General features: G+C 43.5%; 12 protein-coding genes. 4 read left to right on the top strand and 8 right to left on the bottom strand.

Annotated features, from left to right (window positions below; translation table 11 throughout):
* Positions 1–12 precede the first annotated feature (12 nt).
* The 7 genes from H6G96_RS22415 to topA form a co-directional block, all read right to left on the bottom strand.
* Entirely contained in the window at positions 13–345 is a 333-nt protein-coding gene (locus tag H6G96_RS22415; RefSeq protein ID WP_190913508.1) for a hypothetical protein, read from the bottom strand.
* Between the two features lie 93 nt (positions 346–438).
* Complete coding sequence (locus H6G96_RS22410; RefSeq protein WP_190913506.1) at positions 439–1,572, bottom strand: sodium-dependent bicarbonate transport family permease; 1,134 nt, start codon at positions 1,570–1,572, stop codon at positions 439–441.
* Between the two features lie 934 nt (positions 1,573–2,506).
* Positions 2,507–5,245: an HD family phosphohydrolase gene (locus H6G96_RS22405; RefSeq protein ID WP_190913505.1), complete on the bottom strand. Its 2,739-nt coding sequence runs from the start codon at positions 5,243–5,245 to the stop codon at positions 2,507–2,509.
* Positions 5,246–5,488: 243 nt separating this feature from the next.
* Entirely contained in the window at positions 5,489–6,433 is a 945-nt protein-coding gene (locus tag H6G96_RS22400; RefSeq protein WP_190913504.1) for an ADP-ribosylglycohydrolase family protein, read from the bottom strand.
* 92 nt (positions 6,434–6,525) lie between these two features.
* Positions 6,526–7,020 carry a type II 3-dehydroquinate dehydratase gene (gene aroQ / locus H6G96_RS22395; RefSeq protein ID WP_190913503.1) on the bottom strand — a complete coding sequence of 165 codons (495 nt, stop codon included), beginning with the start codon at positions 7,018–7,020 and terminating at the stop codon, positions 6,526–6,528.
* Positions 6,995–7,135 (bottom strand): hypothetical protein, encoded by a 141-nt coding sequence (locus H6G96_RS22390; RefSeq protein ID WP_190913502.1) that lies wholly within the window; start codon positions 7,133–7,135, stop codon positions 6,995–6,997. Before H6G96_RS22390 ends, aroQ begins: the two co-directional genes overlap by 26 nt.
* Positions 7,136–7,522: 387 nt before the next feature.
* Positions 7,523–10,189: a type I DNA topoisomerase gene (gene topA, locus H6G96_RS22385; RefSeq protein ID WP_190913501.1), complete on the bottom strand. Its 2,667-nt coding sequence runs from the start codon at positions 10,187–10,189 to the stop codon at positions 7,523–7,525.
* 189 nt (positions 10,190–10,378) lie between these two features.
* On the opposite strand from topA, the gene H6G96_RS22380 reads away from it, so the two are divergent.
* Genes H6G96_RS22380 through H6G96_RS22370 form a run of 3 tightly spaced genes read left to right on the top strand, consistent with a single transcriptional unit; the run spans position 10,379 to position 12,030 of the window.
* A complete protein-coding gene (locus tag H6G96_RS22380) occupies positions 10,379–10,540 on the top strand; it encodes a hypothetical protein (RefSeq protein WP_190913500.1) in 162 nt (53 codons plus the stop codon).
* A complete protein-coding gene (locus H6G96_RS22375) occupies positions 10,533–10,940 on the top strand; it encodes a hypothetical protein (RefSeq protein ID WP_242063365.1) in 408 nt (135 codons plus the stop codon). The genes H6G96_RS22380 and H6G96_RS22375 overlap by 8 nt, the downstream gene beginning before the upstream one ends.
* The gene (locus H6G96_RS22370; RefSeq protein ID WP_190913499.1) at positions 10,927–12,030 is read left to right on the top strand and encodes a DUF6745 domain-containing protein; all 1,104 of its coding nucleotides are present in this window, start codon (positions 10,927–10,929) and stop codon (positions 12,028–12,030) included. The genes H6G96_RS22375 and H6G96_RS22370 overlap by 14 nt, the downstream gene beginning before the upstream one ends.
* A 98-nt stretch (positions 12,031–12,128) precedes the next feature.
* On the opposite strand, the gene H6G96_RS22365 is transcribed toward H6G96_RS22370, so the two are convergent.
* Positions 12,129–13,745, bottom strand: a complete 1,617-nt coding sequence (locus tag H6G96_RS22365; RefSeq protein ID WP_190913497.1) for an iron uptake porin — start codon at positions 13,743–13,745, stop codon at positions 12,129–12,131.
* A 342-nt stretch (positions 13,746–14,087) separates the two neighbouring features.
* Here H6G96_RS22365 and H6G96_RS22360 point away from each other — a divergent pair, with 342 nt between their 5' ends.
* Complete coding sequence (locus H6G96_RS22360; protein ID WP_190913618.1) at positions 14,088–15,101, top strand: metal ABC transporter substrate-binding protein; 1,014 nt, start codon at positions 14,088–14,090, stop codon at positions 15,099–15,101.
* Positions 15,102–15,150: the final 49 nt, after the last annotated feature.

The following is a 15,150-nucleotide window of genomic DNA, read 5'->3' as shown; positions in this document are numbered from 1 at the left end:
TGTCGTCTCGATTCAACAGCCGTCTGGTCCACAGAAACTGTGCCCGTACAGTACCTCTGCATCACAAATATAGATCATGCCTGCAAAATCGAGGAAAAACTTTATTGCGACCTGATCCGCAATATTCTCGGCCATATCCCGATCCGGGGTGAGCACCTCGAATTTTATATTCGCCGTGGTGTCAGAAACGCTGGGTTGTCCCGACGAGCGCACGTTGCGACTGCCTTTACCGCCGGTTTCCAGAACCGTATAACCGGTTGCCCCGGCTTCTTCGATGATATCGGCGATCTTTTTCAGCAGAATCTTTTCCGTGACGATGACAAGTTTTTTGGCTGGCTTGGCCATGGTGGTTACCTCCTTACCGTAATTGATCTTATATATTGAGTCGCTTGGTCAGCCGGGTCAAGGGAGGGTCGACAGACCGCGACCCGTCTGGGATTAGCTGCCGCCGATCGCCTGGGCAAGCCCGAGGAAGAGCGGTATTGCCACGCCGATCGCAATGGGCGTACCGATAGCTGTGGAGGCACCGATGTAGGCGGAGGGATTGGCAGACGGGATACCGGCTCGCAACGTGGGCGGACCTGAGATGTCTGAACTGGAGGCGGCGATGACGGCCAGGATCACAACACCGCCCAGGCTGAATCCCGTGGCGTAGTGGGCAATCATGCCGAGACCGAAGGCGATGAACCCATGTACCAGCGGTGCCACTACGCTATACACGACGTACCATTGGGCCACCTTACGTAGTTCGCCAAGTCTTGACCAAGCCTCCATACCCATGACCAGCATCAAGATCGAAAGCAAGCCGCGGAAGAGGGGGTCGTAGAAGCTTTTATAGACACTTTCTGGCTGGGTGAACAGGCCAAGAGCAATGCCGAGCAACATTGCCGATAGGGCAGGACCCTGGAGGCTTTCCTTCACGATCGGCCATATTTTGACCCGATTATCCGCAGACTGCTGCTTGCTGAGATACTCTTGCCGGCTGCTGGGATAATCTTGCTGATCGGGATAATCGCCTGCCACAACGGGCTGCTTGCTGAGATACTCCTGCTTGCTGAGATACTCGTCTGCTGCCCTACGCTTCTTCTTGTGGTTGAGATAAATGTTGGCCACCACAATCGCCGTTACGAGTGCTGGGATATCCATGAAGGGATAGAGTGCGGCAGCCCATGCCTCGTATGGCATCTTTTGTTCTTCCAGTAGCGTCAGGGCGGCGGCCATGGTAGAGCCACTCACAGCACCAAACAACCCCCCGGTCGCAATCGCATCCACGGTGTTGACCTTCGGCAGCTTGGCCAACGTATAGCGCGCGATGAATACAACAAGAATCCCTACTGCTACAGCAAACGCTGCGGGTAACACCATCTCCGTTAGGTTGGAATTGCGGATCGCCTGACCACCGGTCAGACCGATTTTCATGAGCAGCATAAAGACGATGATCTGATTAATCGCCTCTGGAATTATCAATTCGCTACCGAGAGCGGCAATGACCATACCACCAATCAAAAACCCAAGTGTTGGGGACTGCAACTGCTTAACGAAGTCCATTAAGAACAAGGACAAAAAATCCATCAATACCTCCTTCTGCCTCCTCTAAAAAAGAGCGATTATTGTGATAAGTGAGCTTTAAGAAGTAAGGGTGCAGCGCTTCAACCCCGCCGACAGGTGTTCGCGTAACACCTGTCGGCAGGGGGTTCAAAGATGGCCGCTCTCCGAATGGGGCTGGAAGGTGTCGCTGTCCCACAGTAACTTCTATAGATCAATATCTATTAAGACCCAAAATTCTATGTACTTAAGTCATATCCTTAAATTCGCACAAATTTGCGATCGCTTTACATGGATATGCCAAGTAATTTCAAATTCAAATCATAAGTTTTCCTTTTATTTTCAGAAAAGCCGTATATCTCTGGTCAGTGTAAATTGCAATCACAGAATTTTCTCTATACACGGATATTGCACCGAGGACGGTATGGGATCAGCCAAATCGGAAGAGTTGCGTGGACACCACTCTTCTAGCAATGACTGAGCTAATCAATCCACATTCATATTCAAAGGAGTAAGAAATTATGAGTGCTTCAAATATTTACATTTAGGAATAATCTCAAAGATAAAAAAAATCATTACTAGAAATAGGGTAGTTTTCTACCTGAGAAACTACTGCTTGAGAAACTTATGCTTTATTAGAATTACTGCAAGATTTTAGGACTTACGCACTGTACAAATGCATCGTGATATACATTACCTAAAATAGACTATTTCAGGCTTTTCTTAATTATCCTGCGATGCCTACGGCGGTAAACTACGTACATAGACCATGCTGTAAGGGCACAGCAATGCTGTGCCCTTACGAAAGATATGGTTTTTAACTTGCTCCATATTTGGTATTTCTTGTCAATCCGTAAGTCCTAGATTTGTAAATACATACTTTAAAAGCTTGTGTGGCAAGGCGTTCAGCATGAGGGTACAATTTTCCCATTTTGGCCACAGTACTGTGCGGAATTACAAGTTACGAATTCCGCGCCGCACTACTAGCCTTCAACTTCGGATAAGCAATGCGTTTGTGATGAAATTGCTGCCAAACATCCACGAATATTTGGGCAATTTTTGACATCTCTTCCCGTTTTAGTCCTGAATCAACGAGTTGATTGTCTTGCCATTTGGCACGCAGAATATTGTTAAGCATTGCTAAAGCTTGTTCAGTTGAAACATCTTTAAGCGATCGCTTCTCTCCCACACGCTTACCTGAACTTGACGCTTCGAGCGATCGCAGCGCTGCTTCGCAAGAATCTGCTAACATAACAATTCCGGTTTCCCGTGATTGGGGAATCGGGCCATCGTAGCGAAAATCTGCGTCGTCTACTGTTAAACTTGGATCTTCCTGAGCCATTTGCTGGGCTTGATGATGGAAATAGGCAATCAGCATCGTTCCCTGATGCTCTGGAATAAAAGCTTGAATCGCTGTCGGCAAAAGGTGTTTACGCGCCATCACCAACCCTTCAGTTACGTGCTTTTTAATAATTTCTGCACTCTTCCAAGGGTCTTTAATCTCTGTATCATGTTTATTCGGCCCTCCCATTTGATTTTCAATAAAGCCAAGGGGGTCGTGCATTTTACCAATATCGTGATATAATGTCCCAGCTCTGACTAGTTCAACATTGCATCCTAATTCTTTGGCAGCAGCTTCGGCAAGGGTAGCGACAAGCAGCGTGTGCTGAAAAGTTCCAGGGGTTTCAGTAGCAAGTCGTTTTAATAAAGGGCGGTTAGGGTTCGCCAGTTCTGCTAAACGGATTGGGGTAACTAAATCGAAAACTTTTTCTAGATAAGGACTTAAGCCTAAGGCTACAACACTCCAGGCTAAACCGGATAAAGCAAACAATCCGGCTTCTTGAAGGACGATATACCAAGTTGAACCAAATACTTGACCAATTAAGATTTTAACAAGAAGGTAAATGCCGCCCTGAGTTAAAGCGATCGCAACACCTAATAATGCCAATTCTTCACGCGATCGCAATCGTTGTGCTATGTAACTACCTAATATTCCTCCCCCTGCACCAGCTAAAAGTGCAGCCTTGCTTATATCCAAGCTAATAGCTAATATTGGCAACAGCAGTCCAACAACTGTTAAGCTCAAAGTGGGGCCATAGAAGCTTCCCAACAATAAACTAAGGGCACTCCAGGTGGTATAAGGCAATCCCATCGTTACTAATCCTGGCACACTCAAAGTCAGCAATAACACCAATAAGCGATCACGCTGTCGCAATTCGCAATTGACATGTCGTTCTACCCAGACAAAAATGCCAATGGCGATCGCAATAACGCCTGCTAACTTCGCCAACTCCTGCCATTTTACCTCCCGACGAATCAGGTGATAATACTCCAGCACCTCAAAGTTCCATGCAGTAATCTGCGCTCCTTTTTTGACAATTACCTCACCATGCCGTATCTTCACCATCACAGGTGGCACTCCAGCAGCAGCCTTTTGAGCGTTTTCTCTGGTTTGCTCTTCATCTTTTTGCAGATTCGGCTTGAGTACAGCTAACAATAAGTTTTTTGCCAAAGGTTCAGCAGATTCTGGTATAGAGGTCTGCAATTGTAAACTCACTGCATCTTGTAAAATATTTTTTGGCAGTCCATGTGGGATGCCTTGGGTAAGAATCCGCTCTGCACTTTGATGGATTCCCATTTGTGTTTTTTCCCATTCCACATCTGACAAATCCAAAAAAACAGAAGCCTCGTATATTGCTTCTGGGCTAACAGTCTCTAACTTTAAAAGTTTAGCAGTAGCTTGAGTATACCTTTGGCGTATTTGGGAAATTTGAGCAATCACTAAAGACAAGTTTTTCTCAGAAGTTGTGAGGTAGTAAGATTCTAGTTCTCCTACTGCTTGGGTAAAGTCAGTGCTTTTGGAAAAATCAACTAATTCTGTCTTTTGTGGTGTTACCTGTGGACTCTGGGAATCAGATTTGGATGGCGCGGTGTGCGGTTGGCGTTCCTGATTGGGTGCGGGGATGGATGATGGACGGGATGAGGCAGTGGTTTGTCCTATTCTTTTCTTATGCTGATTTTTACTATTTTCTACAGCTATTATCAGTGCTTGCCATTCCGAGTCTGGACAAGAACGGAGGTAACGCTGGGTAGAGATAGACAAAACGACAGGATCAAAAAAAGGAAAAGCTCCAGCAACGGCGCGAATTTCGTTACCATCATCCAGAAGTTGTTGTAATTTTCTGTTGATTTGCTCATTCATTCGTGCATCAATCATCAACACTTGTAAGGAGCTTTTACTGACGGCTTTGCGCTCGGCTTCTGTTTTTTTCTGATTTTCGATGCTAGCTGTGTAAGGTGCTCTAATCGTCTGGGATGCAGTATTTCCTACTTGAAGTTGAGTTTGGTTGTATAATTTATGCCCGATAACGCCAGTGAGTGACACTAAAGCGATCGCTAAAATTACCAAAGAACGCTGTTCATGTACCCAATCTAAACAGCCTGCATAAATACTACTCTTAGTTTTGAGCGATTTTGCCTTTGACTTGAACGCTCTTTCTTGTTTTCGACGTTCGCTTTTATGATTGGTTTTTGATAAAAATAAAATTACATTGTTAAAGATAGTCCTTACAAGTTCCCTTCTTTGAATTTTGCTTTTGGGACTTCTCATTAACTTTCCTTTACGGCGTAGTCCTTTGTACTGTCGCCGCCAGTGAGTTAATTGCTGGGTTAAGAACTGCAAAAATTGCTCTATTTTCATTATTTCTGCCTGCAATTGCTAACTTTGATAGCTCAAAATAAGACAATCATCAGGGAAGTTTGATCTGCTGCTGCTGCAACTAGGGTGGTGGAGGCTAATTAAAGCTGATTTACCACAATAGCTACCTACATACTCAGGTTGAGATTTGCTGAAAATTTCTAGTATATAAGTTTTTTAGTTTTTGGCTAAATTTTAGTAGTCTTCAGCGTTTAGTACCCGTACCATTGTTCGGTGAAAATAGCATTAACGCGACCGAATAACACGAGGAGCTGCGTAAACTGAAAGCAAAGCTACCTCACATCCCTCCTGTGCTACTAACTCCCTTGGATTTAAGGCAATATCATACACTCCTGACCACACTGCTACTAATGCATCGGTCAATTCTAACATTTGGGAAAAGCTACTTAGTCCCCATGTTGGAGAATTCCTTTGCAAGAGCAAGACTTGCCAATTTACGGGAATTGAGCCTATGCCGTTATATGCTCCTGATAAAGCACCAGTAATTGCACCTGTAGCCTGTGAACTGAAAGGCGTAGCATCTTGCACTTTGAAATTACCATTGTGAGTAGCCCGCAAAACTGCTAGGCGAAAGTCTTCCAAAGTACTCAAAAAGCAGTAAAATGCCATAGCAATAGTGTTACTGAGTTTTTCTTCCTTAGCAAACTCAGCTTGCGCCCTTGACAATCCAGCCCCTTGCTCTAATAAATTTTGAACTCTTAATAATTTTTTTGGTATTGATGTCGGTGTTTGTCCGAGAAAAGAAATTATTTGTGGAATGAGGGTTAGAGAGTTGAGTTTTTCAGTTAGGGCAAGAGATATCGCATATCCTACTGCTAGCGTTCCATCCCTTACTACTGGGTCATCCTCCCAGATTTTTAGAACGTTCAGCAAGTTTTTTTGAAGCTTAATAGGATTTTCGTGACAAAAAAGTGCTACTGGTAATGTCGCAAGAATTATTTTTATCGATATATCGTCAGTTGCTGCTAAATGAAGAGATTTTTGTTGCTGACGCGCTATCCAATCATCTAAATCTAATTTACCTAACGTAATCAAACTCTCAGTGCCTAGAACCGCCATTCTGCCCAAATCCAGACTACTCTGAGACTGTATATCACCAGTGGCTAAACTTTCTCCCAGGAGTGCTCCCAGTAAAGTGCCTTTAAACCGACTTATAGGAGAATGACGCATACAATTTTGGATTTTAGATTATAGACTTTAGATTCAAGAATTTAATCTAAAAATCCAAAATTCAAAATCTAAAATCAATTTATTTTTCATGCTTATATGCTTCTTAAATGATTCACTAATGCCTGTAAGCCCAACAAGTAACTTTGTCCACCAAAACCACTTATTTGTCCGATCGCTACTGGAGCGATATATGAATGATGCCGAAAATCTTCCCGGCGGTATATATTACTCAGATGTACTTCGACTGTAGGCAAATTAACAGCAGCGATCGCATCCCGCAAGGCTACACTTGTGTGGGTATATGCCCCTGCATTAATCAAAATTCCTTGATGTTGTCCTAATGCGCCATGAATAGTGTCTACCAAAATTCCTTCATGATTTGACTGCATAGAAAAAACTTTCGCCTGTAACTTGAATCCTTCTTCTTCTAACAGGCGGTTAATTTCAGCTAGTGTCAAGGCACCATAAATTCCTGGTTCTCGCTGCCCTAGCAAATTTAAGTTTGGCCCATGCAGTGCCAGAATGCTTAAGGGTTGCAATGTCGAGTTAAGCACTTTGAGCCTAGTGACGACGACGCGAGCCATCATTCACAGGAATCGGAATCAGTTCCGGTTCCGGTTCCGCCTCTGGCCCTAACAGGCTCTCAATTAGCCTCCGTGCTAATTCCTTAACCTTTTCCAGCACCTTTTCTATATAGTCCATGAACTGACTGCTCCTGAGATACTACCTCAATTTTTGATTTACAGGTACGCAGAAAATGGTATTTTTTCGCACCTCTGGCTTCCAAACGGGCTGATAAACAATCCCGTATTTGGGACATAAGCCACTTCTAAAATTTGGCGTTGTGTTTTCCCTTACTTTTTAGAGTATCACACTTGCAAGCTACTGTACTGCATCCTATCAAGGATGAATATCAAGGGTCAAGAATCAGACTTTAGACTCTTGACTACGAATTTTAGACTGATAGATTTTAGATTTATTTCACCTACAGGGAGGAGCCACTGCGTGGAAGATTTCCCTGGTATAAAGCAAATGGCATCGGGACATGAACCCCAAAATTCTATGAATCCAAAATTAGCTGACTTGCAATTAACTTTCTGTTGCCTTTTTTTTCGCAGCCGTCGTTGATGACTTAGCAGTTGACTTAGATTTAGAACTTGTTGATTTAGAACTTGTTGATTTACTAGTTTTGCGAGTCGATTTTGCTGTCGATGCTTTAGCTGCCAACAAGTTCAGCGCCTCAGCCAGGGTTATATCCTCTACTGTTTGACCTTCTGGGATACTCACATTAGTTTTGCCATGCTTAATGTAAGGGCCATAGGGGCCATCGTAAATGTTAATTTTTTCCTCGTCGTCTGGATGAGTACCCAGTTCGCGTAAGGCTGCCTTTGACTTGCTGTTTGTAGAACTACGTCCTTTTTTGGGTTCAGACAATAATTCTAATGCACGTTCTAAGCTAATTGTCAATACATTATCAGCAGCTTTCAGGGAACGGTAATCTTTCCCCTCCTTACCCTGGTCATGAACTACATAGGGGCCAAAGCGTCCCAAACTTGCTTGGATTTTGCCGCCAGTGGCTGGATGAACTCCTAATGTCCGGGGTAGTGCCAACAGACCAACAGCCATTTCCAGGGTAACGGTTTCTGGGGTAACACCTTTGAGTAGGGAGGCTTGTTTGGGTTTGGGATTTTCGTCGGTTTTATCACCCAATTGGACATAAGGCCCATAAGCACCAATTTTCACATAAATCGGTTCGCCAGTTTCGGGATGCCGACCTACCTGGTCAGGGCCTGTGGTTTTTTGTCGCAGTAATACTTCTACCTGTTTGGGGTCGAGGTCAGCCGGTGTCAGGTCTTTAGGAATTGAGGCAGTGATAACTCCTTCACCATTTTCGACCTCAATGTAGGGGCCATATTTCCCAATGCGGACTTTGGCATCTAGATTCTCCAGTTCTACAGTCCTAGCTTTGGTGGCATCAATTTGACTTTCCTGTTCTTTGACGAGGGTTTCCAGCCCTTTATCTCCCAGATAGAATTGCTTCAAGTAGGGTAGCCATTTTGCTTCACCTGTGGCAATGTCATCTAGGGTTTGCTCCATCTTCGAGGTGAAACTGGGATCAACGATGTCCGGGAAATGTTTCTCCAGTAAATCGGTGACGGCGAAAGCGGTGAAGGTAGGAATGAGAGCGTTACTCACCAAATGGGCATAACCCTTGTCGATGATTGTGCCAATAATGCTGGCGTAGGTACTGGGACGACCTATACCTTCGCTTTCCAAGGTTTTCACCAAAGTAGCTTCGGTGTATCTAGCTGGCGGTTGAGTTTCGTGACCAACTGCTTCCAGTTCTGTGCAATTCGGATGATCTCCCACTTTCAGATTCGGCAAAATTACTTCCTGGTCTTCTAGTGCTGCTTCTGGATCATCTGAACCTTCGACGTAGGCACGTAAGTATCCTGGAAATTCAATCCGTTTGCCAGAAGAACGGAATCCAGCATCCTCGACTTGCAATTGCACGGTAATTTGAGTTTGGCGGGAATCAGCCATTTGACAGGCAACAGTCCGCTTCCAAATCAAATCGTAAACAGCAAGTTCTCGACCGCCCAAACCAGTCTCTTGAGGCGTGCGGAAGCTGCTACCTGCTGGACGAATTGCTTCGTGCGCCTCTTGTGCGCCTTTGGATTTGGTGGTGTATTGCCGGGGTTGGGGACTGAGGTATTGTTGACCGTAGAGCTTTTCTACACAACTCCGAGCAGCTGCGATCGCTTGATCTGACAAATGTACCGAATCTGTCCGCATATAGGTAATATAGCCCTGCTCGTACAAATTCTGGGCAACCCGCATTGTGTCACGGGCTGAGAGGCGCAATTTCCGGTTAGATTCTTGTTGCAACGTCGAGGTGGTGAACGGTGGCGACGGTTTGCGCGTCACTGGGCGTTCCTCCATGTCGGTAACACTCCAAGTTTTACCAGTTAGGCGTTCCTTGAGCGCTACAGCTTGTTCTTCATTGAGCAACAAGACATTGCGACCTGCGGTAATTTCTCCGGTCGTTGCGTCAAAATCACTACCGTTAGCAATTTTGGTTCCTCCCAATGTTACCAACTGGGCACCAAAAGGGGTTTTTTCCTTTGACAAACTAGCTTTCAGATCCCAGTACGTACCCTCATGGAAAGCGCGACGTTGGCGTTCCCTAGTCACTAAAACTCGCACGGCTACAGATTGCACTCGCCCAGCAGATAATCCCCAGGCGATTTTTTTCCATAGCAGAGGAGATAGGGTATAACCGACCAGTCGATCTAAAATCCGCCGCGTTTCTTGGGCGCGAACCAACTGCTCATCAATATTGCGGCAGTCTTTCAAAGCTTTTTTGATCGCCTCTTGGGTAATTTCGTGAAACACCATCCGCTTAGTCGGAACTTTCGGCTTCAGCAATTGGTATAAATGCCAACTAATGCTTTCACCTTCCCGATCTTCGTCCGTTGCCAGAATCAGTTCATCTACATCTTTAAGGGCTTCTTTGAGCTGGGTAACAATTTTCTTTTTGTCTTTCGGGACAACATACACCGGTTCAAAGTCGGCGTCTACATTTACCCCTAGCTGCGCCCATGTTTCCCCTTTGACGGCAGCAGGAATTTCACTAGCCGACTGGGGGAGGTCACGCACATGACCCATAGACGCCTCCACCCGATAGCCTGCTGGCAGGTAGTTGCGAATGGTACGAGCTTTGGTTGGAGATTCGACAATGACGAGAGTTGACATGGAAATTTCAATAAAAAGAAGAGCTACTAAGCTAAACAGTCAAATTGAGGTAATTTTTGCAAATTGTCAAGATAAAAGGTCACGCTTAGGGCAGTGATTTAATCCTCACATAAACTGCCTGCTTGGGATAAAATCTGCTGAACTTATGGCCTAGTCTATCCCAGAGGTTAGGGGAGGGGAACGCTGGGTGTGAATTTCCAGCTATTTCAATCTTTAACTTATCTAACGCATAATTGGCGACTACAGTTTTCAAAATATCCCAATTGGGGAATGGGGGATAAGGGAGCAGGGGGAGCAGGGGAAGCAGGGGAAGCAGGGGAAGATATAACTATTGAATTGACCTATGCCTAATGCCCAATGCCCAATGCCCCAATTTAATAGAGCTTGTGCCAAAATTAAACCAAACTTGAGAGCAAAAGCGAAGTGGGGTTTGTACCCATGTCAGGAAAGCAAAACCATGCAACCAATTCGTCAAGGTGATGTAATTTTACTGCCTGTGCAGCAAATTGAAGGACAAAAAATACCTCACTTAACTTTGGCAGAAGGCGAAGTTACAGGGCATAAGCATCGCATTACTGAGGGAAATGCAGAATTATACGAAAAAGATAGCACACTTTATTTACGTGTGTTCTCAGAGTCGGCATTGCTAGCTCATGAGGAGCATAAAGCTATTTCTATTCCCCAAGGTGACTGGATGGTGAAAATTCAACGGGAATACGAGCCTGAAGGTTGGCGATATGTCGCTGATTGAAAAGTTAACGTCTGAAGAAGAGGCTTTAATTCCAGTGTATCGGGAGAAGTGGAGAGCGATCGCGCTTTCAACTGAGAGAATTGATAAAGAGAAGGCGGCGGAAGCGGTAAACGCTGCCTATATTGCAATTGACTTTGGCTATGAAGAGCCTGAAATTTTTTTCCAGGATAGTCCTTATGCAGCCTGCAACTGGATGCTAAAACGACTTTCACCTCAATTTATAGAGAATTACCTCAATGAACCAAATAGTATAGGAAGCTTATTTTCGGCTCATTTCTTTCAAGAACTTTCGAGTATACTCAATCAACAGTTTGGAATCCAAGTACGTAAGCAATTACGCAACTTTTTTTATCTTTACAATGCGACAGATAATCCTTTAAATCATGAAATATTCAACGACTTAAATGAGAGATTTAGCACTCAATTAAACGATCAAATAGAGGATAATTTGTGGTGGATTGAAATTCAACTAAATGAGTGTTTTCAACCAGAAAATTACAGTAATTTGATGAGTGGTTTTGATTTCTGTAGCTCTGTTTTGAACATTGTTTATCCTCAAAAGGAATGGAAAGTATTTCAATCTTTAATTCAAGAATGTGGTTGGTTATTTGCGTATGATGACATTTGCATTATCTGCGATCGCCCACTTCACCTACGCTTCGACAATGAGAATCGCCTTCACGCTGAAGGTGAACCCGCCATTGAATTTATTGATGGATATAGCCTCTACTCCTACCACGGTGTAACTTTGCCTGAAAAATACGGTAAAATCCACCCGCAGCAATGGCAATCTCAATGGCTTTTAACAGAAGAAAACGCCGAACTACGCCGAGTGTTAATTCAGGGTATCGGTTACGCCAGAATTTGCCAAGAATTACAAGCTATTGAATTAGATACTTGGCAAGAATACACGTTATTAAAAATTGATGCTGATGTTGATGAAGAATCAATTTATTTATTAAAAATGACTTGCCCCAGTACAAGCTTTATTCACGCCTTGCGAGTTCCACCGGATATTAACTCAGCACGTGAAGCAATTCGCTGGGTAAATTGGGGAATTGATCCAGAAGAATTTGCTGTGCAAACCTGAGTTTATCAAGCCCAGCATTTTTATTGGGTTTTATTTTTGAGATTAGACACATAAAAGACGCAAAAAATAAATTTGCGTCTTATTTGGAGTTTTGAAAATTAGAAACTGAATGTAGTTCTCAGTGCGCCAATAACAACATCATTGTTGTCATTGTTATGATCTGGCGAGGTTAACCAAATCACTCCTGGGGTAATGGTAATATTGTCAGTCAACTTATACTGATAAAATGCTTCAAGATGATAGGATGTATCCGCATCTCTATCCAATCCTGCAACGTTAGAGCTTGTTACTCTCGGCTCTATACCAGCGATGATACCTGCTAAGTTACCTTCTTTACCAAGGTCAGGGAAGCCGAGGGTGACAGCATAGTTCCAAATGTCAATATCTCCACGGTTTCCAGTTAAGGTACGGCTGGTGGTGTATCCAGCCCAACCACCCAAGACGATGTTATCAGTGATGCCAATGGATGCTTGAACACCATAAGAATTACTGGAAAAACGGGAATCTATTGTACCATCGGCATCTAAATCCAACGGCGTGAGATTTGCCGCATTGGTACCAGTTAATAGTGGTTGGTTGTAGGAATTGATGTAAGTTAAACCAATAGTAATGCGATCGCTTGGTTTAACTGTAAGCTGTGCCAACGCACCATAAGAACCATTAAATAAACCATTATTGGGCGTTGGGTCATTAGCTGTACCACTCAAATACCCTAAACTTAGTGCCAATTTGTCACTGAACTCATGCGTTACTCCCAATCCCGTGCCACCTATTTGGTAGTAAATTGGGTTACGTGTACCAAAGGTGGACAAAGCACCAAAAGCGCCATCACCATCAAAGATATTAACAGTAGTGGTAAGGTCGTCTGCTGCACCTGCGTTGGCAATAGCGATAACCTCTGTTTTTTCGCCCAAGGGAAATCTGTAGAACAACGCATCTATAGCAGCATCAGTGGTACCATCACCGGCAAAAAATAAGTTGCCCTCTGGTGTACCAATGTTAGGGCTGAGAATATTATTAGCCTGGATTCTAGTGAACAATGTATCTCGCCCTGTGAAGCTGGTCACAAGTTCTATCCGCGCTCGTACCCCCAAAGTTGTATTCTCATCTGTAATTTCTCCACCGTTAACTGTATTTCCTGACAAAACATCGCTAACAACTGCGACTACTTGCCCTTGCAGTTTGGTTGTGGTTGAAAACTGATTAGCTTCCAATTCAGCAGTGCGTGCTTCTACTGCATCCACACGACCTCGGAGTGTCGCCAGTTCGGCTGAAAAATCTTCTTGCAGCTTTTGTAATGTGGCTAAATCTTGTTTGCTAACTAAATCGCCAGTGGCTGTAGCAATTAATTCGTTAACCCGATCAAGACAAGCATTCAAACCAGCAGCAAACTCATATCGCGTTAATGCCCGATTACCGCGATAAGTGCTGTTTGGGTATCCTGCAATACACCCATAGCGCTCAACCAAGGACTGCAATGCTTGGAATGCCCAATCAGTGGGTTGTACATCGGAAAATTGAGACACAGAGGTAACTTGCGCCATTGGCTGATCTGGCGCTATATTTTCAGCTTTTGTATCTGGATTAGCTAAAACTTGCGGTTGATTTATTTCAGATGTGCTGGATGTTTCACCTGCAAATGTAGCAGTATTAAAAAATAGCATGACAGCACAGACTGCTGGACTAACTAGCAGATATTTCCAGAATTTTTGCATTTTTCTCCTCACACTGATATTCAATTCACACCCAAACCACGTTAAGAAAAACGTGTATTTTATCAAAATATTTCTCAGCGATTTTATCAGAAGTAGGCAAACTTTTTAACAAAAAAAAGTCAAGATATCCTAATTATTTAGCGAAAACTAAATTGCAGAGGGCTGTACCGTCTGAAAAAGTTTTGTTGTTACTCATTACACAGCAAACCCAGAATGATATTATGTATCTCAAATGAGAATGAGAATTATTATAGTCTAAAATATAGTATTACGTCTCATTGTCAATAGGAATTGTGGCAGAGACAAACCAAGCATTCGTTTTGAGGAGAAAATACCGTGATGATGAATTACAGAGGACTTAGAACAGGTAGACAAAGAAGTGGCATCTTGTCCATAATCGCTCTGTTGATGTTGTCAATGACAGCTGGCTGTAGCCAATCGAATCAGAATCAGGGAGCAAGTACTGAACAGTCGTCACAAGCACAGACAACTGCATCCACCCCAGTAGCGCAGTTAGAAAAAACTAAAGTAGTGACAACATTTTTGCCGATATATTTGTTTACTAAGGCAGTAGCTGGGAATGTGGCAGATGTAGAAATTTTAGTGCCACCTGGTACGGAGGTACATGAATACCAAGCGACACCACAAAATGTTAAAGCGATCGCAACTGCAAATGTGTTAGTAAAAAATGGTTTAGGTTTGGAGGAATTTCTAAAAAATACTGTTAAAAATGCCGAAAATAGTAAATTAACTGAAATTGATGCTAGTAAAGGTATTAAACCCTTAAATGAAATTTCACCCGTTGTGAGAACGACCGAAGAGGAAAAAGACCACGACCATGAACACGGCCAAGGTAATCCCCACGTTTGGTTAGATCCAGTTTTGGCAAAACAGCAGGTAACTAATATTCGTGATGGATTGATTGCTGCCGACCCGGCGAATAAAGTTACTTATGAGGCCAATGCTACGGCTTATATTAAAGAATTAGAAAGTTTAAACAGTGAATTTCAGCAGACTTTACAGAAAACTCCTAGTTGCACTTTTATTACCTTTCATGATGCGTTTCCATATTTAGCTCAACGTTATAACCTCAAGCAAGTTGCTGTGGTGCAAATTCCCGAAGATCAACTTTCACCAACGGATGTGCAAAATGCAGTTAATGCTGTGAAAAAGTTCAAAGTTAAAGCTTTATTTAGTGAACCAGGAGTAGATAACAAACTCCTAACCAGCTTATCCAAAGATCTAAAATTAAACTTGCGGACGCTGGATTCATTGGAAACTGGCGAAACAGATCCACAGCATTATTTCAAGGCTATGAAAGCTAACTTACAAACTCTGGAAACAGCGTGTAAATAGGTTTCTCATTTGCTTTTTGTCCTTTGTGAAAACCAATGACTAATGACCA

Origin of the sequence: Nostoc sp. FACHB-892 (assembly GCF_014698795.1) — a bacterium.
GTDB lineage: Bacteria > Cyanobacteriota > Cyanobacteriia > Cyanobacteriales > Nostocaceae > Nostoc.
The sequence above is the reverse complement of the archived record's forward strand: the minus strand, read 5'-3'. Positions and strand labels throughout refer to the sequence as shown.